Here is a 21,577-nt window from a genome sequence, read left to right as displayed (position 1 = left end):
GTGCACTCGGTGCACGAGGGCCTTTTTTGTTGGGCAGAACACGCACCATCCGGACCGGCGCAGCAGTCTGCGCAGCCACCGAAGCACCACCGAACGAAGGTCTGATCGCCATGACGAGACCCACGCCAGAGACGCTCGCCAACCGTGCTCACGCCGCCAGCCCCGCCACGGTCGCCGCGGCCGTCGGCACCCCGGCGGTAGCCACGGTGTCGCCGACCCCCACCACCGGGGCCGGATCGCTCGTGCGGTCGCTGGAGGCGCTCGGCGTCGAGGTGGCGTTCGGCATTCCGGGCGGGGCGATCCTGCCGGCGTACGACCCGCTGTTCGACTCGAAGGTCCGGCACATCCTGGTCCGCCACGAGCAGGGCGCGGGCCACGCCGCCACGGGGTACGCGCAGGCCACCGGCAAGGTCGGCGTCTGCGTGGCGACCAGCGGGCCGGGCGCCACGAACCTGGTGACCCCGATCGCGGACGCGTACATGGACTCGGTGCCGATGGTGGCGATCACCGGACAGGTGCCGCGCCCCGCGATCGGCACGGACGCCTTCCAGGAGGCGGACATCCAGGGCATCACCCTGCCGATCACCAAGCACAACTTCCTGGTGCAGAGCGCCGAGGAGATCCCGCGCGTGCTGGCCGAGGCGTTCCACCTGGCCGCCACGGGCCGCCCCGGCCCGGTCCTGGTGGACATCCCCAAGGATGTGCTCCAGGCGCAGACGACCTTCTCCTGGCCGCCCTCCCTGGACCTGCCCGGCTACCGGCCGACGCTGCACCCGCACGGCAAGCAGATCCGCGAGGCGGCCCGGCTGATCGCCGCCGCCAAGCGCCCGGTCCTGTACGTGGGCGGCGGGGTGCTCAAGGCCGGGGCCACGGACGGGCTGCGCAAGCTGGCCGAGCTGACCGGCATCCCGGTGGTGACCACGCTGATGGCGCTCGGCGCGTTCCCCGACTCGCACCCCCAGCACCTCGGCATGCCTGGCATGCACGGCACGGTCCCCGCGGTGTTCGCGCTGCAGAAGGCCGACCTGCTGGTCACGCTCGGCGCCCGCTTCGACGACCGGGTCACCGGCAAGCTGGACTCGTTCGCCCCGGACGCCAAGGTGGTGCACGCCGACATCGACCCCGCCGAGATCGGCAAGAACCGGCACGCGGACGTCCCGATCGTCGGCGACGCCCGGCACGTCATCGACGAGCTGATCGCGGCGGTCTCCGGCTCGGCGGGTGGCACGGCGGCGTACCAGGCGTGGTGGGCCCAGCTGGAGGACCTGCGCAAGCGCTACCCGCTCGGGTACGACGAGCCGACCGACGGCACCCTCGCCCCGCAGTACGTCATCGAGCGCATCGGCGCCCTGGTCGGCCCGGACGCGGTCTACGTTGCCGGGGTGGGCCAGCACCAGATGTGGGCGTCGCAGTTCATCTCGTACGAGAAGCCGGGTACCTGGCTCAACTCGGGCGGCGCCGGGACCATGGGCTACGCGGTGCCCGCCGCGATGGGTGCGAAGGTCGGCAGGCCGCAGACCGCGGTGTGGGCGATCGACGGTGACGGCTGCTTCCAGATGACCAACCAGGAGCTGGCCACCTGCGCGCTGGAGGGCATCCCGATCAAGGTGGCGGTCATCAACAACGGCAACCTCGGCATGGTCCGCCAGTGGCAGACCCTGTTCTACGAGGGCCGGTACTCCAACACCGAGCTGGGCACGCACAAGCACCGGATCCCGGACTTCGTGAAGCTGGCCGAGGCGCTGGGCTGTGTCGGCATGCGCTGCGAGTCCAAGGACGACGTGGACAAGGTCATCAAGGCGGCGATGGAGATCGACGACGCCCCGGTGGTCATCGACTTCACGGTCGGCAAGGACGCGATGGTGTGGCCCATGGTGGCGGCCGGCACCAGCAACGACGAGATCATGTTCGCCCGGGACGTGCGCCCGAACTTCGACGACGACGACCTGTGATCGGCATGGCTGAGTGCACCGGGCGCAGCGAGGGCCGCGAAGACATGCCAAAGGTTAGGAAGGATCAGCCATGACCATGCACACGCTCTCCGTGCTCGTGGAGAACAAGCCCGGCGTGCTGGCCCGGGTGTCCGGCCTGTTCTCGCGGCGCAGCTTCAACATCCACTCGTTGGCGGTGGGGGAGACGGAGAACCCGGACGTCTCCCGGATCACCATCGTGGTCAACGCCGACTCCTCACCCCTGGAGCAGGTGACCAAGCAGCTCAACAAGCTGGTCAACGTACTGAAGATCGTGGAACTTGATCCGAACCAGTCGGTGCAGCGTGAGCTGCTGCTGGTCAAGGTGCGTGCGGACCGTGCCGTGCGCGGCCAGGTCATGGAGACCGTCGACCTGTTCCGGGCGCGCGTGATCGACGTCGCGCCGGACACCCTGACGATCGAGGCGACCGGTACGGCCGACAAGCTGGAGGCACTCCTGCGTGATCTGGAGCCGTTCGGCATCAAGGAGATGGTGCAGTCCGGCATGGTCGCCATCGGGCGCGGTTCCCGGTCCATCACCACCGGCCCGGCGCTGCGCGCCGCCTGAGAAGTCCGAGCGGCACCGGTGCCGCGGTTCCACCGTGCCGTTGCGGCACGTCGACACATGTCATTTGAGAGGAAGTCATGACCGCTGAGGTGTTCTACGACGGCGACGCCGACCTGTCCATCATCGCCGGACGCAAGGTCGCCGTCATCGGGTACGGCAGCCAGGGCCACGCGCACTCGCTGTCGCTGCGCGACTCGGGCGTCGACGTGGTGGTCGGCCTGCAGGAGGGCTCGAAGAGCCGGGCCAAGGCCGAGGAGCAGGGGCTGAAGGTGCTCACCCCGGCCGAGGCGTCCGCGTGGGCCGACGTGATCATGGTGCTGGCTCCCGACACCGCGCAGCGCAAGATCTACACCGAGTCGATCGCGCCGAACCTGACCGCCGGCAAGGCCCTGTTCTTCGGCCACGGCCTGAACATCCGGTTCGGTCTGATCCAGCCGCCGGCCGACGTGGACGTGGCGATGGTGGCCCCCAAGGGCCCGGGCCACCTGGTGCGCCGCCAGTACGTCGACGGCAAGGGCGTGCCCGCCCTGGTCGCGGTGGAGCAGGACGCCTCGGGCGGGGCGCTCGCGCTCGCGCTGTCGTACGCCAAGGCGATCGGCGGCACCCGGGCGGGGGTCATCAAGACCACGTTCAAGGAGGAGACCGAGACCGACCTGTTCGGCGAGCAGGCGGTGCTCTGCGGCGGCACGTCCGCGCTGGTGCAGACCGGCTTCGAGGTGCTCACCGAGGCGGGTTACGCCCCGGAGATCGCGTACTTCGAGTGCCTGCACGAGCTCAAGCTGATCGTCGATCTCATGTACGAGGGCGGCATCTCCCGGATGCGGTACAGCGTCTCGGACACCGCCGAGTTCGGCGACTACGTCTCCGGCCCGCGCGTGATCAACGCGGAGACCAAGCAGGAGATGAAGCGGATCCTGGCCGACATCCAGTCGGGCGAATTCACCCGCCGGCTCATCGCCGACGACGAGGCTGGTGCGCCGGAGCTCAAGAAGTACCGCGAGCAGGGCGCCGAGCACCCCATCGAGGTGACCGGCAGGAAGCTGCGCGGCATGATGAGCTGGGTGGACCGGCCGATCACCGAAACCGCCTGACCAGAATTGTTCCGCAAAACGCCCGGCCGACGCGTGCGGCCGGGCGTTTCGCGTGACGAACCGATTACCTGAAACCTCAGCGTTACCTGCGGCTCACGCGATCGGCGGCGTAACGGAATTGTCGAACGATCAAGCAGTTCCGGGTGGTGCCCGACGGGTAGCCTCGCCGCATGCGACTGGCTGATTCCTTCCGGAGTGAGCGCTTCGGCGCGGTCCGGATCCACGAGCTGCAGCGGGTTATCGAGCTGGACAGCGGCGCCCAGGCGGACGCCGGCCGCCCCGCGCTCGAGGCCGGCAGTCGTATCGTGCCACCGGACGCGTTGCGCGCGGTCGAAACGCAACTGGTCATCGTCGTGCCGTGCATGAATGAGTCACGAACGGTCGTCGAAGGAGTGCTCTCCGGAATTCCACACGACTGTCTACTCGTACTCGTCTCGAACAGCGACCGGCATCCCGTGGACCGTTATGAGATCGAGGCGCAGACGGTCGAACAATTCTGCCGCCTGGCCGGGCGCCCGGCCATCACTGTGCACCAGCGCGATCCGGGGCTGGCCGCCGCGTTCAAGGCCGCCGGCATGGAGGAGCTGATCGACGACGCCGGTCTGGTCCGCGCGGGCAAGGGCGAGGCGATGCTGATCGGCATGGCCCTTGCGGCGATGACCGGCCGCCGGTACGTGGGCTACGTGGACGCGGACAACTACGTCCCCGGCGCGGTGCACGAGTACTGCAAGGCGTACGCCGCGGGGCTGTTCCTGGCGGGCAGCCCGTACTCGATGGTCCGGATCTCGTGGCATTCCAAGCCCAAGCTGCGCGATGGGCGGCTGTTCTTCAGCCGCCGCGGGCGCAGCTCCGAGGTCACCAACGAGTGGCTCAACCGGTTCCTCGCGGAGTATTCCGGCTTCGGCACCGAGGTGATCGCCACCGGCAACGCGGGTGAGCACGCGATGAGCCTGGACCTGGGCCTGAAGCTGCGGCTGGCGGGCGGCTTCGCGGTCGAACCGTTCGAGTACGTGGACCTGTTCGAGCAGTTCGGCGGCGTGCTGGACAGCGCGCACCCGGACGTCATGAACAGTTCCGTGCCGGTGGTGCAGATCGAGACCCGCAACCCGCACTTCCACGACAACAAGGGCGAGGAGCATGTCCAGGGGATGCGGATGCAGGCCCTCAATGTCATCTACCACTCGCCGGTGACCCTGCCCGCGCTGCGAGCGGCGATCGCGGAGTTCCTGGTGGCGCAGGGCGCGCTGCTGCCGGGCCAGGAGCCGCCCCGGGAGCGGATCTATCCGCCGGTCGGCGAGCTCGACCTCGATCTGCTGTTCGACGGCCTGGACGCCGAGGCGCTGAGTTTCCGCCGGTTCGACGGCCGGGCCGCGGCGGGCCTGCCCCCGGCACCGCCGATCGACCGCGGCACCATCCCGCGCGCGGCCGCCTGAAGGTTACGAATATGTGACCGCGGTCACTTTGGGATGACACGGTGTCCACGCCGGACACCCGCATACGATCGCGCGAAAGGGCCGGTCGCCGACGGCCTGCGAGCCGGTTGGAGACGCATGACCCCCGTCGTACTGATCGCCGAGGAACTCGCCCCCGCCGCGCTCGACGTGCTGGCCACCGACTTCGAGGTACGCCACGTCGACGGCACCGACCGGGCCGCCCTGCTGGCCGGGCTGGCCGACGCGGACGCGGTGATCGTGCGCAGCGCCACCCGGATCGACGCCGAGGCGGTCGCCGCGGCGCCCCGGCTGACCGTGGTGGCCCGCGCGGGCGTCGGGCTGGACAACGTGGACGTGCACGCCGCCACGGCCAAGGGCGTGATGGTCGTGAACGCCCCCACCTCGAACATCGTCTCCGCCGCCGAGCAGGCCATCGCCCTGCTGCTGGCGGTCGCCCGGCACACCGCCAGCGCCAGCGCCGCACTGAAGCAGGGCGAGTGGAAGCGGGCCCGGTTCACCGGCGTCGAGGTCGCGGGCAAGACCGTCGGGGTGGTCGGGCTGGGCCGCATCGGGGTGCTGTTCGCGCAGCGGATGGCGGCGTTCGGCACCCGGCTCGTCGCGTACGACCCGTACGTGCAGCCCGCGCGGGCAGCGCAGCTCGGGGTGCGCCTGGTGGGGCTGGACGAGCTGCTGCGGGAGAGCGATTTCATCTCCATCCACCTGCCGCGTACCCCGGAAACGGTGGGCCTGATCGGAGAGAAGGAGCTGGCCACGGTCAAGCCCGGGGTGCGCATCGTCAACGCGGCGCGCGGCGGCCTGATCGACGAGCAGGCCCTGGCGGGCGCGCTGGCCGAGGGCCGGGTGGCGGGGGCGGGGCTGGACGTGTTCACGGCCGAGCCGATCACCGCCTCGCCGCTGTTCGCGTTCGAGAACGTGGTGGTCACCCCGCACCTGGGCGCGTCCACCCTGGAGGCGCAGGACAAGGCCGGGCTCGCCGTGGCCCGCAGCGTGAAGCTCGCCCTGCAGGGGGAGTTCGTGCCGGACGCGGTGAACGTGCAGGCGGGCGGCGTGGTCGACGAGGACGTCCGGCCGCTGCTGGCGCTGGCGGAGAAGCTGGGCAAGGTCTTCACGGCCGTGGCGGGTGGCGTGGCGGCGAGCGTGGCGGTCGAGGTGTGCGGCGAGATCGTGTCCCACGACGTCGCGGTGCTCAAGCTCGCGGCCACGAAAGGGCTGTTCTCCGCCGTCGTCGAGGAGCAGGTCACCTACGTCAACGCGCCCAAGCTGGCCGCCGACCGGGGGGTCGACGTCCAGCTGGTCACCAGCGACGAGGAGTGCGACCACCACAACCTGGTGACCGTACGCGGGGCCCTGCCGGACGGGCGCACCGTGAGCGTCGCGGGCACGGTGACGGTGACCGGCACCCGCGAGACCCGTCGCCTCACCGCGGTGGACGGCTTCGACCTGGAGCTGAGCCCCGAGGGCGTGCTGCTCTTCTTCCGGTACCCGGACCGGCCCGGCGTGGTCGGCGCGATCGGGTCGATCCTCGGCGACGCCGGGGTGAACATCGCGGCCATGCAGGTGGCCCGCCGGGAGGCGGGCGGCGAGGCCCTGATGGCGCTGACGGTCGACTCCTCGGTGGACGCCGAGCTGCTCTCCGCGGCGGAGGTCGCGATCGGGTCGTCCCGCGGCAGCATCGTCGACCTGCGCGAGGACTAGCTTCGCCCCGCCCCGCTAGTGCACCCGGGCGGGTGGCGGGTACACCGTGCCGTCCTGCAGGTCCAGCAGGTCGAGGTTCAGCTCCCCGGCCAGCCGTTCGATGGTCTCCAGGACGACGTCGGGACAGTTCTCGTCGAGCCGCATCTGGATGTGGTCGGCGGCGGCGTGCAGCGGGGCGGCGGCCCACGGGGAGCCGGGCGCCATGGCGCGGTGCCCCCGGTCGGGGTATTCGCGGGTCAGTGCGTCGTAGAAGGCGACGACGCGGGGGTCGGCGGGGCGCTGCGGGTGCTCGCCACGGGCGCACCGCGCGTTGGCCGCGCGCACCGCGTCCGGCATGTCCCTGTTGTCCATGGCCCACACCACGAGGTCGAAACTCACCGGCGGATGATGCCACCGCCGTCCGGCGTGATTGCGGATCCTTGCGGCGACACGCGGGGGATGCGTCTTGCGTGACATAAGTCCGCATCGCTAGCGTTAGTCCTGCCGCACGGCCGGGCCGGGCTCGTCTTCGGGTGACGTTGTCCGAGCGCTGTCCGCGCGGCGAACAACCCCGGCGGGTTCGCACTCGTCGTGACAGCCCCCGCGATCGTTGCCGTGATCCGCGGGGGCTGTTCGCGTCCGACCTCCGGAACGATTGCTCGGCCGTATGGTGGGACCGCTGTACCGGAGAACGGGACACGCCGTTACGCTCGACGAGTCGGACCAGACCGAGGGAGTGGACGTGACGGTGGCGCGGATCGCGGTGGTGGCCGGTGACGGCATCGGGACCGAGGTGACCGCCCAGGCCCGCAAGGTCCTCGACGCCGTACTGCCCGGCCTCGCGTACTCGGAGTACGACCTCGGCGCCCGGCTGTACAACCGCACCGGAGAGGTGCTCCCGGCCAGCGTCCAGCAGGAGCTGGCGGGCCACGACGCGATCCTGCTCGGCGCCATCGGCGACCCCAGCGTCCCGCCCGGCGTGCTGGAGCGCGGCCTGCTGCTCAAGCTCCGCTTCGACTTCGACCAGTACGTGAACCTGCGCCCGTCCCGGCTGTGGCCCGGCACCACCAGCCCGCTGGCCGGCCTCAAGCCCGGCGAGATCGACATGGTGGTGGTCCGCGAGGGCACCGAGGGCCTGTACGTCGGCGCCGGCGGCGTCCTGCACCGCGACACCCCGGCGGAGATCGCCACCGAGGAGAGCCTGAACACCCGGCACGGCGTCGAGCGGGTCATCCGCGACGCCTTCGGGCGGGCCGCGCGCCGTGAGCGGCGGCACCTGACCCTGGTGCACAAGACCAACGTGCTGACCCACGCGGGCGGCCTGTGGTCGCGCACCTTCGCCGCCGTCGCCGCGGAGTTCCCGCAGGTCACCACGGAATACCAGCACATCGACGCGGCCAGCATGTTCATGGTCAGCAACCCGCAGCGCTACGACGTCATCGTGACGGACAACCTGTTCGGGGACATCCTGACCGACATCGCCGCGGCCGTCACGGGCGGCATCGGCATGGCCGCCAGCGGCTCGGTCAACCCCGAGCGGCAGTACCCGTCGACGTTCGAGCCGGTGCACGGCTCCGCGCCGGACATCGCGGGCCAGGGCGTCGCCGACCCGGCGGCCGCCATCCTCTCCGCGGCCCTGCTGCTGGAACACCTCGGCCGCCCGGATGAGGCCCGCCGAGTATCCGAGGCGGTCGCGGCCGAGGTCGCGTCCCGTACCCCGGGCGCGCCGCTGCGTACCGCCGAGGTCGGGGACCGGGTCGCCGCCACCGCCTGACCGGTTCCACCCAGCCCAACTCTGCGCACTGCCGGCCGTTAACCGGGCCGGTAGTCGACGCATGCCCCGCCGTGGTCGGCATGAACGACCGTTCGGGGTAAGTTCATGGGCACCACGGGTGCCCCCCAGGCTCGCTCATTCATGAAGAAAGCAGGTCACGTGCCATGAGTGGTGGTGACAACCTCGATTTCGAGATCCGTCCGCACCCCGCGCCGGTAGCTCCCGCGCAGCGCACCGCGATGCTGGCCAACCCCGGCTTCGGGCAGATCTTCACGGACCACATGGTCACCATCCGCTACGCCGACGGCAAAGGGTGGTACGACCCCCGGGTCGAGGCGCGCGCCCCGATCCCGATGGACCCGGCCAGCGCGGTGCTGCACTACGCCCAGGAGATCTTCGAGGGGCTGAAGGCGTACACGACCCCGGACGGCGGGGTCGCCATGTTCCGGCCCGACGCCAACGCGGCCCGGTTCGCGGCCTCGGCGCAGCGGATGGCCATGCCGGCCGTGCCGACCGGCATGTTCCTGGAGTCGCTGCGCCAGATCATCCGCATCGACCGGCAGTGGCTGCCCCAGATCGAGGACGGCAGCCTCTACCTGCGCCCGTTCGCGTTCGCCTCCGAGGTGTTCCTCGGGGTGCGCCCCGCCCGCGAGTATCTCTACCTGGTCATCGCGTCGCCCGCGGGCGCGTACTTCAGCGGCGGGCTCAAGCCGGTCACTCTGTGGGTCTCCCCGGACTACACCCGCGCCGCGCCCGGGGGCACCGGCGCGGCCAAGTGCGGCGGCAACTACGCGGCCGGGCTGGCCGCCCAGGCGGAGGCCATCGAGCACGGCTGCGACCAGGTGGTCTACCTGGACGCGGTGGAGCGGACGTACATCGACGAGCTGGGCGGCATGAACGTCTTCTTCGTCCTGGACGACGGCACCCTGGTCACCCCGCCGCTGACCGGCACGATCCTGCCCGGCATCACCCGCGAGTCGGTGATCAAGCTGGCCGAGAAGGCCGGCCGGCGGGTCGAGGAACGCAAGGTGAGCTTCGAGGAGTGGCGTACCGGTGCGGCGTCCGGCCGGATCCGGGAGGCCTTCGCCTGTGGCACGGCCGCGGTCATCACGCCGATCGGCACGGTCCGCTTCCCGGACGGCGAGTTCACCGTCGCCGACGGCGACACCGGTCCGGTGACCGGCGCGCTGCGCCAGGAGCTGGTCGACATCCAGCGCGGCCGCGCGGCGGACCCGTTCGGCTGGGTGCACCGGGTGATCTGAGTGTTTCGCCGCGCGCCCGTCAGCGGGCGCGCGGCCCTCAGCCCTCCAGCAGGTGAGCGCGCAGCGTGGCGATCTCGGGGCCGGTGACGCCGATCTCGCGCGCGTACGCCTCGACCGAGCCGTGCCGTTCCCGCAGGTCCGCCAGGAACAGCAGCATGGCCGCCGCGGGCGAGTCGAACATGTGCTCGTTGCCCTGCACCACCTCGGGGTTGGTCCGCAACAGGTGGGCCGTCAGCGACGCCATCGCCGGCTCAGTCAGCGCGTAGTCGGCGGCGATGTCCGCGTCGGACACCCCGAGCAGCGCCAGCGCCAGCGCGCACACCGTGCCCGTACGGTCCTTGCCGGCCATGCAGTGCACCACCACCGGCGCCGCGTCCGGGTCGGCCAGGATCCGCAGCGACTCGGCGAGCGCCTTCTGGCCGTCCTCGATGAAGTTCAGGTACCGGTCGGCCAGCCAGCGCTCGTGCACCGTGCCCTCGGGGTACGCCACCTGTTCCCAGTCGACGTGCTCCAGCACGATGTTGCGGTAGTCCAGCCCGTCGCTGTGCGGCACCCGGCCGTGCCGCGCCACCTCGAACGGCCGCCGCAGGTCGATGACCGTGCGCACGCCGAGGGCGGTGAACGCCGCCGTGTCCGCCTCGCCCAGGCGGTGCAGTGAGTCCGCGCGGAACAGCCGCCGCCAGCGCACCGTGCGGCCGCCGAGACCGGCGTAACCGCCCACATCACGGAAGTTGTAGTTCGTCGAGAAGTCCAGATTCCGGGTGAAGGGTTCCGCTGTCACCCTGACAACCTAGCCGGGCGCCTGAACCGGCCGCTGCGAGCGCGGGCACACCGGGACAGTCCCGGATTCTGGACTTAGGCCCCATGTCGGCGCCGTTGGTGGCATGCTTCCTTGCGTGACCCACTCCGTGCTGATTATTGGCACCTAGCGCGCCGGCCGACCGTTTCGCCGACGCGCAGACCTCCCGCATCCGCGGGGGGTCTTTTTGTTGTGGGGGCCGCCCGCCTGCTGAAAGGACATCCGCCATGACCTACCAGGTGTTCGACACGACGCTGCGCGACGGCGGGCAGCGCGAGGGGATCAGCTACTCGGTCGCCGACAAGCTCGCGGTGGCCCGGCTGCTGGACGAGTTCGGGGTGGGCTTCATCGAGGGCGGATGGCCGGGCGCGATGCCCAAGGACACGGAGTTCTTCCGGCGGGCCCGTACCGAGCTGGCCCTCAAACACGCGGTGCTCGTGGCGTTCGGCGCGACCCGCAAGGCCGGTGTCGACGTCGCGGAGGATCCGCAGGTGCAGGCGCTGCTGGACGCCGAGACCCCGGTCGTGTGCGTGGTGGCCAAATCCGACATCCGGCACGTCGAACGGGCGCTGCGCACCACCGGCGAGGAGAACCTGGCCATGGTCCGCGACACCGTGGCGCACCTGGTGGCCAACGGCCGGCGCGCGTTCGTCGACTGCGAGCACTTCTTCGACGGCTTCCGCCACGACCCCGAATACACCACGTCGGTGGTGCGCGCCGCGTTCGACGCGGGCGCCGAGCGGGTGGTCATGTGCGACACCAACGGCGGCATGCTGCCCTCGCTGGTCACCGCCGCCATCAACGACGTCGTGCGGCGGGCCGGGGTGAGCCCGGACTCCCTCGGCATCCACTGCCAGAACGACACGTCGTGCGCGGTCGCGAACACCATCGCCGCGGTCGAGGCGGGCGTCAAACACTTCCAGTGCACCGCCAACGGGTACGGCGAACGCCCCGGCAACGCCGACCTGTTCGCGGTCGTCGCGAACCTGCAACTCAAGCTCGGGCTGAAGGTCCTACCGGACGGATGCCTGGAACAGGCGACGCGGGTCTCCAACGCGCTCGCCGAGATCGCCAACATCGCCCCCGACACCCACCAGGCCTACGTCGGGGCCGCCGCCTTCGCCCACAAGGCGGGGCTGCACGCGAGTGCGATCAAGGTGGATCCGCTGCTCTACAACCACGTCGACCCGGCGGTGGTGGGCAACGACATGCGGATCCTGGTGACGGAGATGGCCGGCCGGGCCAGCATCGAGCTCAAGAGCCGCGAGCTCGGGCTGGACCTGGCCGGCCACCCGGAAACCCTGACCACCGTCACGCAGAAGGTGAAGGACCTGGAGGCGGGCGGCTGGTCGTTCGAGGCGGCGGACGCCTCCTTCGAGCTGCTGGTGCGCGGCGAACTGCCCGGCGAGGCGCTGGTGCGGCCGTTCACCCTGGAGTCCTACCGGGTGCAGGTCGAGCACCGCGAGGACGGCGCGGTGGTCTCGGAGGCCACGGTCAAGGTCCGGGTACGCGGCGAGCGGGTCATCGCCACGGCCGAGGGCAACGGCCCGGTCAACGCGCTCGACGAGGCACTGCGGGTGGCGCTGTCCAAGCACTACCCGCAGCTGCGTAACTTCGAGCTGGCCGACTACAAGGTGCGCATCCTGGAGGGCTCGCACGGCACCGGGGCGATCACCCGGGTGCTGCTGGAGACGACCGACGGCCCCCGGGAGTGGACGACGGTCGGCGTACACGAGAACGTCGTCGAGGCGAGCTGGCACGCCCTCACCGACGCCCTCACGTACGGCCTGTCCCGCTCCACCACCCGCGCCTGACCCTGGCCCGTTCCGGCCGGCCGGGTCTGGGGAGCCCGGGCCGGGGCGGGGCCGGTCTCGGGGTTACCGGGTCGGGAGGCGCAGGTCGGCGAGGACCGCGCGGTGGTCGCTGCGGGGCAGGTCGTGGACCGAGACGTCGGCCACCCCGATCCGCTCGTCCACGAGGACGTGGTCGATCGTCACCGGTGGCAGCAGGTGGTCCGCGTACGGCCCCCACGTGCCGATCAGGCCCTTGCCGGTGGCGTCGGCCGCGTCCCGGTAGCCGTGCGCGATCACGGCCCGCAACGCCGCGTGATCGAGTGTCGCGTTGAAGTCGCCCATCAGGATCCGGATCGGGCCGCTCGCCTCGGCGTACGGCTGGGCCTCCAGGTCGGAACGCCACCGGTCGAGCACGTCGACGGCGTACGGCGCGAGCGGGTGCGCGGACTCCACCGCCACGGGGCGGGCGCCGGGCGGCTGGATCGTTCCGTACGCCTGCTGGAAGCCGCCCCGGTTGTGGCGCACGCCCGGCGCGGTGATCGGGTACCGGGAGTACAGCGCCGAGCCGGTGGTGTCGAACCGATCGGTGCCGACCGGCATGGCCAGCGACGTGTACGGCAGCAGCTGGTCCAGTCCCGCCGCGGTGAGCGCCGAGCGGGCCGCGCCCGTGTACTCCTGCAGCGCCAGCACCGCCACGTCGTTCTCGCGGACGAGCCGGACGATCGTCGCGGGGTCGGCCTTGCCCATGAGCATGTTGGCGGTCAGCACGTGCAGGGTGACGCCGGTCTGCGGGCCAGGGTCGTGATCGCCCATGGAGCGCGGCAGCACGCACGCGATCAGCAGGGCGGCGCTGACCGTGGCGACCGCGGCCGTCAGCCACCGGCGGGCGGCGAACGCCACCAGGGCGGGCACCACGGCCCACGCCGCCACGTACGGGGTGAACGCGAACAACTGCACCAGCGCCCCGCGCTCCCAGCCGCCGAACCGGACGACCGCCCATGCGGCGCCCGGAAGCAGCAGCACCCACAGCAGCGCGGTGCGCAGCACCCTGCGTGCCGGGCGGGTCGTGGGGGGTGAGCTGGTGAGGGTCATGGCGCGACGTTATCCGGTGTGCGCCACGTCGCCCGAATCGCAGGAGATCCGTCACACCCGAGCCCACGCCACCCGCCTCGCCGGAGCCCCGCGCCGGCTATTCGGGCCGCCCGGCACGGCGCCCGCCCCCGCCGAGGGCGGGCGCCGTGCGGGGGCGGGCGCGCCCGCTGGGGCAGCGGCACGACCCCCGTGAACCGTGCCGCTGCTCCCCGGCGGCCCGGACGGGCACACCGTCACCGGAACGGGTTGAAACCCTGCGCCGCCATCACGAACCATGACGTGGCGCCCACGTGCTGGCGCTGGAAGTACCCGAACAGGAACCCCGTGTCGAACGCGCTGCTGGCCGCGACGATGCCGGACTGCTCCGGCAGCGCGGTGCCGGTCCAGGTGCCGCCCTCGCCCGGGTTGGACAGCCGTCCGCTCTCGGGGTCGGCGGTGAGCCCGACGGTCTGCCCGCCGCCGAGCTGCTCCTGGGCGACGACGGTCTCGTGCAGCAGCCGCCGGGCCAGCACGGCGTCCCCGGGCCGGCCCCGCTTGAGCAGCGCCAGCGCGGCGTGCCCGTTGCCCTCCAGCCACACCGCGCGGGGGTTGTTGGGCAGGTCGCTGTTGGGCACCGTGCCGGTCGCCTTCTTGGCCTCGGTGCTGAAGGCCAACCCGGAGATCTTGACGCCCGGTGGCAGCTGGGAGCCGACGCCGCCGTCGGTGTTCCACAGGTGCTCGACCGCCCAGTCGACGGCCTCGTCGTGGCAGCGCTCGCCGAGTCCGAGCAGCGCCCAGGTCTGGGTGTCCTCGGCGATGTTGCCGGTGTTGATCTGGTTCGGGTCCTCGCCCGGGTTGCCGCCGAGGGTGCCGGTCCAGAAGTGCCCCTGCGCCGGGTTCCACATGGCCCGGACGAAGTCCGCCGCCACTGCCGCCCGCGCGCCCCACCGCCGGTCCCGGGTGAGCTTGGCGAGCAGCGCGAACAGGGCGTACGCGTCGATGTTGTGTTCCGTCGCGGTCCAGCGCTGGGCGGTGACGCCGTCGGACTGCAGGCCGCCGTGGTAGCCGCCGTACCGGTACGGCGAGCTCCGCTCGGCGATCCACCGGCCGAGCGCGACCGCGCCGTCGAGGTACTTGGTGATTCTGGTGTCGACGTACAGCTGGGCCAGGGCGAGCGCGGTCCACGCCTGGTCGCCGGTGGAGGAGCCGCCGAAGCCGAACGGGTACAGCACCGAGGCCTTGCCGTCCGCCCGCTTGAGGCCGGGGAAGTACGGGCCGCCGCCGTAGAAGAGCATCGGGCCCGCGGCGTACGCCTGGCGTACCCGGCCGTCGCTGAACGTCTCGTCGTTGGCCTGGACCCAGAGCAGCGCGTCGCCGACGAGCCGGGCCCGGCGCACGTTGGCGACCGTCGGGTTGGCCAGGTACGCGAGCACCGCCAGCGCGTTGTCGTACACGAAGGCGCTGGTCATCAGCCCGCTCTCGTTGTTGTACGACTGCAGCAGCCGCGGTTCGCCACCCTTGACGTAGGCGTCCTGCACGACGTCGAGGTACCGGTACGCCCGGGTGACCGGCCCGGCCAGCGAGCGGTCGACCAGGTTGCGGGAGGCGTACGTGCCGGCGACCGCGGCGTCGGGGGAGAACAGCGGCGCGGTCATCGTGGCGGCGGCCGCGGCGGCGGGCAGGGCCAGCAGGCGACGGCGGGAGAGGGGCGCGGCGGGGGTGGGCCGGACGGCGGGCATGGGCGCTCCTGACGTTGTGAGAGCGCTCTCACGAGCGCAGGACGTATTGAAACTCGCCTGTCACGTCCTGGCAACCTCCGACAACGTTGTCATGCCGCACCGAATCCCGAACCGCCCGGACCGGCCCGCCGCTGCCATCGCAGGAATTGGCTTGTGGGGCGTTTGTCTGGTTGGACAGCATGGCGGTTTCCCGGTGCGAGAGGGGTCATGGATGCGGGCGTTCCTACGACGCGACGATGTACGGTGCCTGGTGGCGGACGTGTACGGCACCGATCGGCACCCGGCCAGCCTCGAGCGGCTGACGGGCGGCACGAAGAAGGGCGTCTACCGGCTGGTCCTGGACGACGGGACCTCCGTGGTGCTGTACGTCTGGGCGCCCGGGGAGAACTACTGGCCGCCGTCCGAGACGGTGCCGGACGATCCGTTCACCGACGCCTCGGGCGCGGAACTGTTCGCCGTGAACCACGCGGCGCTCACGGCCGCCGGCGTGCGGGTTCCCCGGCTGCTGCTGCTCGACCGTGACGGCCGGCATCTCGACGCCGACATCGCGATCGTCGAGGACGCGGGCGGGCTGACGCTGGAGACGCTGATGGAACGCGATCCCGCGGCGGCGGTCGCGCCGCTGTCCGCGCTCGGTGACGCGCTGCGCCGGCTGCACACCACGCCGGGCGCCCGCCCCGGAAAGCTCTTCACCGGCACCCCGGACGAGACAGCACAGGCCCGTCGCCCGGAGGACATCGTCATCGACCGGGCACTCGCACACCTCGACGCCGTGGCAGCCCGCGACCCCCGGCTCGCCGCGGCGCACGAGCGGATCACCGCGCACCTGCGGCGGCTCCACGGTGCCGTCCCGCCCCGGACGGCATACGGCCTCGTGCACGGCGAACTCGGCCCGGACCATGTGCTGGTCACACCCGCCGGTGAGCCCGTCATGATCGACATCGAGGGCCTGACCTACTTCGACGTCGAGTGGGACCACGCCTTCCTGCGGCTACGCTTCGGCACGGCGTACCCGGCGCTGCGCCCGGTCGATCTCGACCCGCACCGGCTGGAGCTCTACCGGTACGCGCAGGTGCTCGCCCTGATCGAGGGGCCGCTGCGCATCGCGGACACCGACTTCCCGGACCGGCGATGGATGCTGGACCTGGCCGAGATGAACATCGGCAAGGCGCTCGCCGCAGCGAAGTAGCCGTTCGTCGCGGGCCCCGGGGCACCAACCCCGGGGCCCGCCGTCCACTCTGGTCCGCGTCCGTCCGCCTCAGACGTCGGCGTCGACGATGTCGCCGATCTGGGCCGCCGCCAGCTCGTCGCGGATCACCGCCGCGTCGCCCTCGACGACCAGGGTCATCCCCTCGGGATGCAGGTGCGCTAACGCCGCCGCCGACACCTGCTCGACCGTCGCCTCCAGCAACTGGCTGCGCAGCGTCGCGTGATAGTCGTCCGGCAGACCGTGGATCACGAGGGTGGCCAGCGCCGCCGCGATCGCGCCCGGCGTCTGCATCTCCACGGTGAGCTGCCCGGCCCGCCACGTTCGGGCCACCGCCAGCTCGTCCTCCGTCACGCCACCCTGGCGCATCAGGGAGATCTCGCCGACCGTGTCCGCCAGCGCCGGCACGGTCACCGCGGTCTGCACCGCCGCGCTCACCCCGAACCGGCCGAAGCGGCGGGTCAGCGCGAAATCGCCGCGGATCCCGTACGTGTAGCCCTTGACCTCGCGGATCAGGTGGTTGAGCCGGGAGGTGAACGCGCCGCCCAGCACGGTCGCCGCCAGCGTCATCGCGACGTAGTCGGGATGCGCGCGGTGCGGCGCGCGGTGCCCCAGCCGCAGCGTGGACTGCACGCTGCCGGGCCGGTCCACCAGCACCACCCGGCGGCTGGCGCGCACCGGAACCCCCAGCACGCCGCCCTCGTCGGCCGGGCCGCCCGTGGTGTCCGCGAAGGCCGCCGCGGCGAGCGCGTCCAGGTCGAGCACCTCCAGGTCACCGGCGACCAGCAGCACGCCGGGGCGGCGCAGCCACGTCGCGTGGAAGCCGGTCACGTCCTCGACCGTCACGGCCGCCACCGAGGCCGGATCGCCGTGCGGCGGGCGGCCGTAGCGCTCCCGCGCGCCGAACAGGTCGGCGCGCAGGGCGGCGTCCGCGCGCGGCCCCGGCTGAGCCCATTCCATCCGCAGGGCGCTGACCTCGTCGTCGCGCACCCGGGTCACATCGGCCGGGTCCAACCTAGGGGTACGGGTGGCCTCGGACAGCAACTCCACCGCCGGCAGCAGCACACCGGCCGGCACCGAGACGCTCACCTGGAAGGTGTCCCAGTCGACCGAAGTGGACAGCTCGGCGCCGAGTCCCTCCAACGCCAGCGCGTACGCCGCGGAGTCGCGGGCCGTGGTGCCCTCCTCCAGGCACTTGGCCAGCACCGTGGCCGTGCCCTCCCGCCCGGCGGCCTCCCGTGCCGCGCCCGCGTCGAGCAGCAGCGCCGCCGTGGCCAGCGACTGACCGGGCAGGTGCGCGGCGACGACCAGGCCGCCCCCGATCTCGCGGCGGGTGACCGCCGGGAAGGTGTAGGGCCGGGCACGCCCCGGCCCGGGCCGATCGGCGACGAGGGTCATGAGGACTCCTTCGGCAGGTAGGTCAGCGTGACGCGGGATTCGGGGCGCAGCACCTGCGCGGCCACATCGGCGACGTCCCCGGCGGTGACGGCCTGCCAGGCGGGCAGCCGGTACCCGGCCGCCGCCGGATCGCCGAACTGGGTGGCGTACCGGCCGAGGGTGTCGGCGCGGCCGCCCACCGTGGACACCTGGCGCCACCACGCGGTCGTCAGCAGCGCCTTCGCCCGGTCCAGCTCCGCCTCCGTGACCGGCTCGGTGGCCAGGCTGTCCACCACCTCCGCCAGTCCGTCCTCCAGGGTCTGCGGACTCACCCCGTCCTTGGCCGTGGCGGTGACGATCAGCGGGGCGGGTGCGTGCGCCAGATCCACCCCGTACGCGCCGACGTAGTCGGGCTGGGCGATCCGGGCGCCGTCCGCGAGGCGCTGGTACAGCCGGCTGCCGCGGCCGCTGCCCAGCACGGTCGCCAGTACGGTCACCGCGTCGTACCCGGCCGTACCGAAGGGGTGGGTCCGGTGGGCGAGATAGATCCGCGGGGCCGGAACCGCCGCGGAGACGGTGTCCCGCGCCGGTGCCGTGGCGGGTCCGCTCAGGTGCCCGCTCGGCGCCGGTGGGATGTCGGGCACCGGGGACAGCGACCCGAAGTACCGGTCCGCCAGCGTGAAGACCTCGTCCGGCGTGGTGTCGCCGACGACGGTGAGCACCGCGTTGTTCGGGGCGTAGTAGCGCTGGTGGAACGCCTGGAACACCTCCAGCGCGGCCGCGTTCAGGTCCTCCATCGACCCGATCGTCGCGTGGTGGTACGGGTGTCCCGGCGGGTACAGCAGCGGCAGCAGGCGCAGCCACGCGTCACCGTACGGGACGTTCTCGTAGCGCTGGCGCCGCTCGTTCTTGACCACCTCGCGCTGGTTGTCCAGTGTCTCCTGGGTCAGCGCGGGTACCAGGCCGCCCATGCGGTCGGCCTCCAGCCAGATGGCCAACTCCAGGTGCTCCGCCGGCAGGGTCTCGAAGTAGTTGGTGCGGTCCGGGTTCGTGGTGGCGTTCAGCGAACCGCCCGAGCCCTGTACCAGGCGCATGTGCTCGGTCTTCGCCACGTGCAGCGAACCCTCGAACATCAGGTGCTCGAAGAGGTGCGCGAAGCCGGTCTGTCCGGGTGGCTCGTGCCGGGAACCGACGTCGTACCAGAGGTTGACGCAGACCACCGGGGCGCTGCGGTCCTCGCTGACGACGACGCGTAGCCCGTTGGCCAGGCGCGTGGTTTCGATGGGCCACGGGTAGCCGGTCGCCGTGACCGGTGTGGGCTGTGCAGACACGCAACCTCCTTGTGCGCGGGGAACCCCGCCGGCGTCCAGTATCTCCATCGCCGGGCGTGTACGTCGCGCCTCGGCCGATTCGACCGCTTCACCTACCGGCGCGCCGCCACGATGATCCACAATCGCGTGGCATGCCGAGGCCCGCGGATGGAATGCTGATCGCGTGCCGGACGACGTACGGGTGAACGACCGACTGACGATCCCGGCCGCCGAGTTGTCCTGGCGTTTCTCGCGGTCCAGCGGCCCGGGCGGCCAGGGCGTGAACACGACGGACTCCCGGGTGGAGCTGTCGTGGGACCTGGCCGGTTCCGAGATGCTGCCGCCCGCCCTGCGCGAGCGCGCCGCCGGGCGGCTCGGCGGGCGGCTCGTCAACGGTGTGCTCACCGTCACCGCGTCGGAGCACCGTTCCCAGTTGCGTAACCGGGAGGCCGCCGCGGCCCGCCTCGCCGGGCTGGTGGCCGGGGCGATCGCGCCCCCGCCGCGGGTGCGGCGGGCCACCAGGCCGTCGCGGGGCGCGGTGGAGCGCCGGATCGCCGACAAGAAGCGCCGGAGCCAGGTCAAGCGGGGCAGGCGCGGCGACCTCGACTGACCGCGCCGCCCCGGGTCGCGGACGCTGCCGGATCTGGGCCACCGGGAGGGCTCGGACCTGCGGTTCTCCTGGCTTCGTGCCACCCGGTGCGGCCCGGTCACCGGCCGGGCCGGCGGGCCATCATCATGATGCTGTCGCACCGGGAGGCCGCACGCCGCCACGGGCAAGCCGCGACCATCCGAACAGTCATGGAGGCCACCGTGCTGCGGCGCATCGTTCTCATCCCCGTGTTGCTGGCGCCGCTGGCCGCGTGTGGACACACCGGCGGCGGCGCCGGGCCGACGGCCACAGCGCCGGTGGGTACGTCGGCCAGCGCCCCGGCCGCGACCGCCGCGACCGGCCCCGCCGCCACGTCGCAACCGGCCCCCACCAGCGGGTCCGCCGGCCCGTCGCGGTCGGCCGGTGCCACGGCGGCGCCGCTCACCGGCACCCAGCACGCCTTCATCAAGGCCGCCGATCCCGCGGAGCACACCATCACGTTCGACCTCGTCGACTGGTTCGAGGGCAAGAAGGCGGAGGCCGCCTGCAAGCAGGACGGCGTGACGGAGACGGCCAACGACTGGTGCACCGGCTACTACTACCGGAACAACAACACCAAGCTGCGTACGCTGCCGGTCGCGTCGGGCGCGAAGCTGCGCGTCGTGGACATGACGCCGGAGCTGCACCTCGTCGACGCCGACCTGGCCACGTTCCAGAAGGCCCTCGACGAGAGCCATCACCTGTTCGTCTTCGACGTGGCGGCTGGGCAGATCACGAAGGCCGACGAGGTCTACACGCCCTGACCGTCAGAGGTTGTGCGGGGCGACGGCCGCGCGGTTCTGGGCGGCGAGGCCGGGACCGAGCAGTTCCTCGCAGACCCGGATCAACCGCGCGCGCAGGGCGGCGGCCCGGCGGGCGAACTCGCGCTGGCGGGCCACGTACTCGGCCTTGCCCTCCGGAGTCTCGATCTTCACCGGTGGCTGGCCGTACGAGCTGAGGTCGTACGGTGAGGCCTGCATGTCGAGCAGGCGGATGTCGGCGGCCAGGGCGAAGCAGTCCAGCGCCAGCGCGCCGGGCACGGCCGCACCCAGCTTGCCGGCCCACTTGTGTACGTCCATCGCGGCGTGCAGGCAACCGGGCTGGTCTAGGTCCACCTGGGTGGCCCGGGTGGGCTGCAGCCGGTTGAGCCCCACCGCCTCGGGGGTGAAGAACCGGAACGCGTCGAAGTGGGTGCAGCGGATCGGGTGCTGCTCGACCACCGCGTCCGTGCCGGCCTGGCCCAGCCGCAGCGGCAGCGGGTGCCGGTGCTCCGGCTGGCGGTAGACCATGGCCCACTCGTGCAGCCCGAAGCAGCCGGAGAAGACCGGGCGGCTGGCCGTCGCGGTGAGCAGGCCGTGGATGTAGCGCACGCTCTCCGCGCGGGCGTGCAGGTACGCCGCCACGTCCAGGGTGACCACACCGTCGGGATAGGTCCGGTACCACTTCCAGGCGGCGTGCTCGGCGAGCCCGTCGGGTGCGGGCGACAGCCCCGCGCCGACGCCGGGATGCCAGCGGCGCAGGGTCGCGGGGCGGGTGCCGTAGTAGTCGTACAGGAAGTCCTCGATGGCGTGCTTCTCGCCGCGGGACTTGCGGGCGCGGTGGCCCGCCGTCATCGAGTCGGCCCGCTCGGCGTGGGCGCGGGCCAGCGGAATCCAGGTGACCGAGGGCAAGGTGGTGGTCAATGCGCGCTCCGTGGGCGCCGCGTCGCGCGGCGCGATGTCGTGCAGGGTCCCCTCGTGGAGGGTCCCGCCCTCCTGCGTCCCCATCGCACCAGCGTATCCAGCCTGTCGAGACCACACGATCACCGTCCGGTGCGACCCCGGACACGCAGCGGTCCCGGCGTAGATTCACTGCAGGCGT

18 protein-coding genes are annotated in these 21,577 nt (G+C 72.0%); 11 read left to right on the top strand and 7 right to left on the bottom strand.

The window, feature by feature from the left end:
- The first annotated feature begins 110 nt into the window (after positions 1 to 110).
- The 5 genes from EV385_RS07865 (at position 111) to serA (ending at position 6,778) form a co-directional block, all read left to right on the top strand.
- Positions 111 to 1,952, top strand: a complete 1,842-nt coding sequence (locus EV385_RS07865; protein WP_130508856.1) for an acetolactate synthase large subunit — start codon at positions 111 to 113, stop codon at positions 1,950 to 1,952.
- 70 nt (positions 1,953 to 2,022) lie between these two features.
- Positions 2,023 to 2,538 (top strand): acetolactate synthase small subunit, encoded by a 516-nt coding sequence (ilvN, locus tag EV385_RS07860; protein ID WP_130508855.1) that lies wholly within the window; start codon positions 2,023 to 2,025, stop codon positions 2,536 to 2,538.
- 77 nt (positions 2,539 to 2,615) lie between these two features.
- Positions 2,616 to 3,629 carry a ketol-acid reductoisomerase gene (ilvC, locus tag EV385_RS07855; protein WP_130508854.1) on the top strand — a complete coding sequence of 338 codons (1,014 nt, stop codon included), beginning with the start codon at positions 2,616 to 2,618 and terminating at the stop codon, positions 3,627 to 3,629.
- A 170-nt stretch (positions 3,630 to 3,799) separates the two neighbouring features.
- Positions 3,800 to 5,062 carry a mannosyl-3-phosphoglycerate synthase gene (gene mpgS, locus EV385_RS07850; protein ID WP_130508853.1) on the top strand — a complete coding sequence of 421 codons (1,263 nt, stop codon included), beginning with the start codon at positions 3,800 to 3,802 and terminating at the stop codon, positions 5,060 to 5,062.
- A gap of 117 nt (positions 5,063 to 5,179) precedes the next feature.
- Positions 5,180 to 6,778, top strand: a complete 1,599-nt coding sequence (serA, locus tag EV385_RS07845) for a phosphoglycerate dehydrogenase (protein WP_130508852.1) — start codon at positions 5,180 to 5,182, stop codon at positions 6,776 to 6,778.
- 15 nt (positions 6,779 to 6,793) lie between these two features.
- Here serA and EV385_RS07840 read toward each other — a convergent pair whose 3' ends face one another.
- Entirely contained in the window at positions 6,794 to 7,129 is a 336-nt protein-coding gene (locus EV385_RS07840; protein WP_423203106.1) for a hypothetical protein, read from the bottom strand.
- Positions 7,130 to 7,505: 376 nt separating this feature from the next.
- Between EV385_RS07840 and EV385_RS07835 the strand changes: the two genes are divergently transcribed.
- Together EV385_RS07835 and EV385_RS07830 are read left to right on the top strand one after the other, a co-directional pair.
- Positions 7,506 to 8,531, top strand: a complete 1,026-nt coding sequence (locus EV385_RS07835; RefSeq protein WP_207230073.1) for a 3-isopropylmalate dehydrogenase — start codon at positions 7,506 to 7,508, stop codon at positions 8,529 to 8,531.
- A gap of 164 nt (positions 8,532 to 8,695) precedes the next feature.
- Positions 8,696 to 9,793 carry a branched-chain amino acid aminotransferase gene (locus EV385_RS07830; protein ID WP_130508849.1) on the top strand — a complete coding sequence of 366 codons (1,098 nt, stop codon included), beginning with the start codon at positions 8,696 to 8,698 and terminating at the stop codon, positions 9,791 to 9,793.
- Positions 9,794 to 9,830: 37 nt separating this feature from the next.
- On the opposite strand, the gene EV385_RS07825 is transcribed toward EV385_RS07830, so the two are convergent.
- Positions 9,831 to 10,574 (bottom strand): tyrosine-protein phosphatase, encoded by a 744-nt coding sequence (locus tag EV385_RS07825; RefSeq protein WP_130508848.1) that lies wholly within the window; start codon positions 10,572 to 10,574, stop codon positions 9,831 to 9,833.
- Between the two features lie 245 nt (positions 10,575 to 10,819).
- Between EV385_RS07825 and cimA the strand changes: the two genes are divergently transcribed.
- Complete coding sequence (gene cimA, locus EV385_RS07820) at positions 10,820 to 12,406, top strand: citramalate synthase (protein ID WP_130508847.1); 1,587 nt, start codon at positions 10,820 to 10,822, stop codon at positions 12,404 to 12,406.
- Between the two features lie 63 nt (positions 12,407 to 12,469).
- Here cimA and EV385_RS07815 read toward each other — a convergent pair whose 3' ends face one another.
- Entirely contained in the window at positions 12,470 to 13,477 is a 1,008-nt protein-coding gene (locus EV385_RS07815) for an endonuclease/exonuclease/phosphatase family protein (RefSeq protein ID WP_130508846.1), read from the bottom strand.
- A gap of 233 nt (positions 13,478 to 13,710) precedes the next feature.
- Positions 13,711 to 15,195, bottom strand: coding sequence for a hypothetical protein (locus EV385_RS07810; RefSeq protein WP_130508845.1), 1,485 nt, complete (start codon positions 15,193 to 15,195; stop codon positions 13,711 to 13,713).
- 211 nt (positions 15,196 to 15,406) lie between these two features.
- On the opposite strand from EV385_RS07810, the gene EV385_RS07805 reads away from it, so the two are divergent.
- Entirely contained in the window at positions 15,407 to 16,384 is a 978-nt protein-coding gene (locus EV385_RS07805) for a phosphotransferase family protein (protein WP_130508844.1), read from the top strand.
- A gap of 69 nt (positions 16,385 to 16,453) precedes the next feature.
- On the opposite strand, the gene EV385_RS07800 is transcribed toward EV385_RS07805, so the two are convergent.
- Positions 16,454 to 17,800: a M16 family metallopeptidase gene (locus EV385_RS07800; RefSeq protein ID WP_130508843.1), complete on the bottom strand. Its 1,347-nt coding sequence runs from the start codon at positions 17,798 to 17,800 to the stop codon at positions 16,454 to 16,456.
- Entirely contained in the window at positions 17,797 to 19,110 is a 1,314-nt protein-coding gene (locus tag EV385_RS07795) for a M16 family metallopeptidase (RefSeq protein WP_242624766.1), read from the bottom strand. Before EV385_RS07795 ends, EV385_RS07800 begins: the two co-directional genes overlap by 4 nt.
- 163 nt (positions 19,111 to 19,273) lie before the next feature.
- Here EV385_RS07795 and arfB point away from each other — a divergent pair, with 163 nt between their 5' ends.
- A complete protein-coding gene (gene arfB / locus EV385_RS07790) occupies positions 19,274 to 19,699 on the top strand; it encodes an alternative ribosome rescue aminoacyl-tRNA hydrolase ArfB (protein WP_130508841.1) in 426 nt (141 codons plus the stop codon).
- A 188-nt stretch (positions 19,700 to 19,887) separates the two neighbouring features.
- Entirely contained in the window at positions 19,888 to 20,481 is a 594-nt protein-coding gene (locus EV385_RS07785; protein WP_130508840.1) for a hypothetical protein, read from the top strand.
- Between the two features lie 3 nt (positions 20,482 to 20,484).
- Here the strand turns inward: EV385_RS07785 and EV385_RS07780 are convergent, their stop codons facing one another.
- The gene (locus EV385_RS07780) at positions 20,485 to 21,483 is read right to left on the bottom strand and encodes a 3-methyladenine DNA glycosylase (RefSeq protein ID WP_242624765.1); all 999 of its coding nucleotides are present in this window, start codon (positions 21,481 to 21,483) and stop codon (positions 20,485 to 20,487) included.
- Positions 21,484 to 21,577: the final 94 nt, after the last annotated feature.

It is taken from the genome of Krasilnikovia cinnamomea (assembly GCF_004217545.1).
Taxonomy (GTDB): domain Bacteria; phylum Actinomycetota; class Actinomycetes; order Mycobacteriales; family Micromonosporaceae; genus Actinoplanes; species Actinoplanes cinnamomeus.
Note: the sequence above shows the minus strand (reverse complement) of the source record. Positions and strands in the feature narration are given on the sequence as shown.

Excerpts from the sequence above, each read along its gene's own strand:
- EV385_RS07815 (WP_130508846.1), bottom strand. The coding sequence starts at position 13,477 with ATGACCCTCACCAGCTCACCCCCCACGACCCGCCCGGCACGCAGGGTG.
- EV385_RS07785 (WP_130508840.1), top strand. The coding sequence starts at position 19,888 with ATGGAGGCCACCGTGCTGCGGCGCATCGTTCTCATCCCCGTGTTGCTG.
- ilvN (WP_130508855.1), top strand. The coding sequence starts at position 2,023 with ATGACCATGCACACGCTCTCCGTGCTCGTGGAGAACAAGCCCGGCGTG.
- ilvC (WP_130508854.1), top strand. The coding sequence starts at position 2,616 with ATGACCGCTGAGGTGTTCTACGACGGCGACGCCGACCTGTCCATCATC.
- EV385_RS07805 (WP_130508844.1), top strand. The coding sequence starts at position 15,407 with ATGCGGGCGTTCCTACGACGCGACGATGTACGGTGCCTGGTGGCGGAC.
- mpgS (WP_130508853.1), top strand. The coding sequence starts at position 3,800 with ATGCGACTGGCTGATTCCTTCCGGAGTGAGCGCTTCGGCGCGGTCCGG.
- EV385_RS07840 (WP_423203106.1), bottom strand. The coding sequence starts at position 7,129 with ATGGACAACAGGGACATGCCGGACGCGGTGCGCGCGGCCAACGCGCGG.
- EV385_RS07800 (WP_130508843.1), bottom strand. The coding sequence starts at position 17,800 with ATGACCCTCGTCGCCGATCGGCCCGGGCCGGGGCGTGCCCGGCCCTAC.
- EV385_RS07810 (WP_130508845.1), bottom strand. The coding sequence starts at position 15,195 with ATGCCCGCCGTCCGGCCCACCCCCGCCGCGCCCCTCTCCCGCCGTCGC.
- EV385_RS07865 (WP_130508856.1), top strand. The coding sequence starts at position 111 with ATGACGAGACCCACGCCAGAGACGCTCGCCAACCGTGCTCACGCCGCC.
- EV385_RS07830 (WP_130508849.1), top strand. The coding sequence starts at position 8,696 with ATGAGTGGTGGTGACAACCTCGATTTCGAGATCCGTCCGCACCCCGCG.
- serA (WP_130508852.1), top strand. The coding sequence starts at position 5,180 with ATGACCCCCGTCGTACTGATCGCCGAGGAACTCGCCCCCGCCGCGCTC.
- EV385_RS07780 (WP_242624765.1), bottom strand. The coding sequence starts at position 21,483 with ATGGGGACGCAGGAGGGCGGGACCCTCCACGAGGGGACCCTGCACGAC.
- cimA (WP_130508847.1), top strand. The coding sequence starts at position 10,820 with ATGACCTACCAGGTGTTCGACACGACGCTGCGCGACGGCGGGCAGCGC.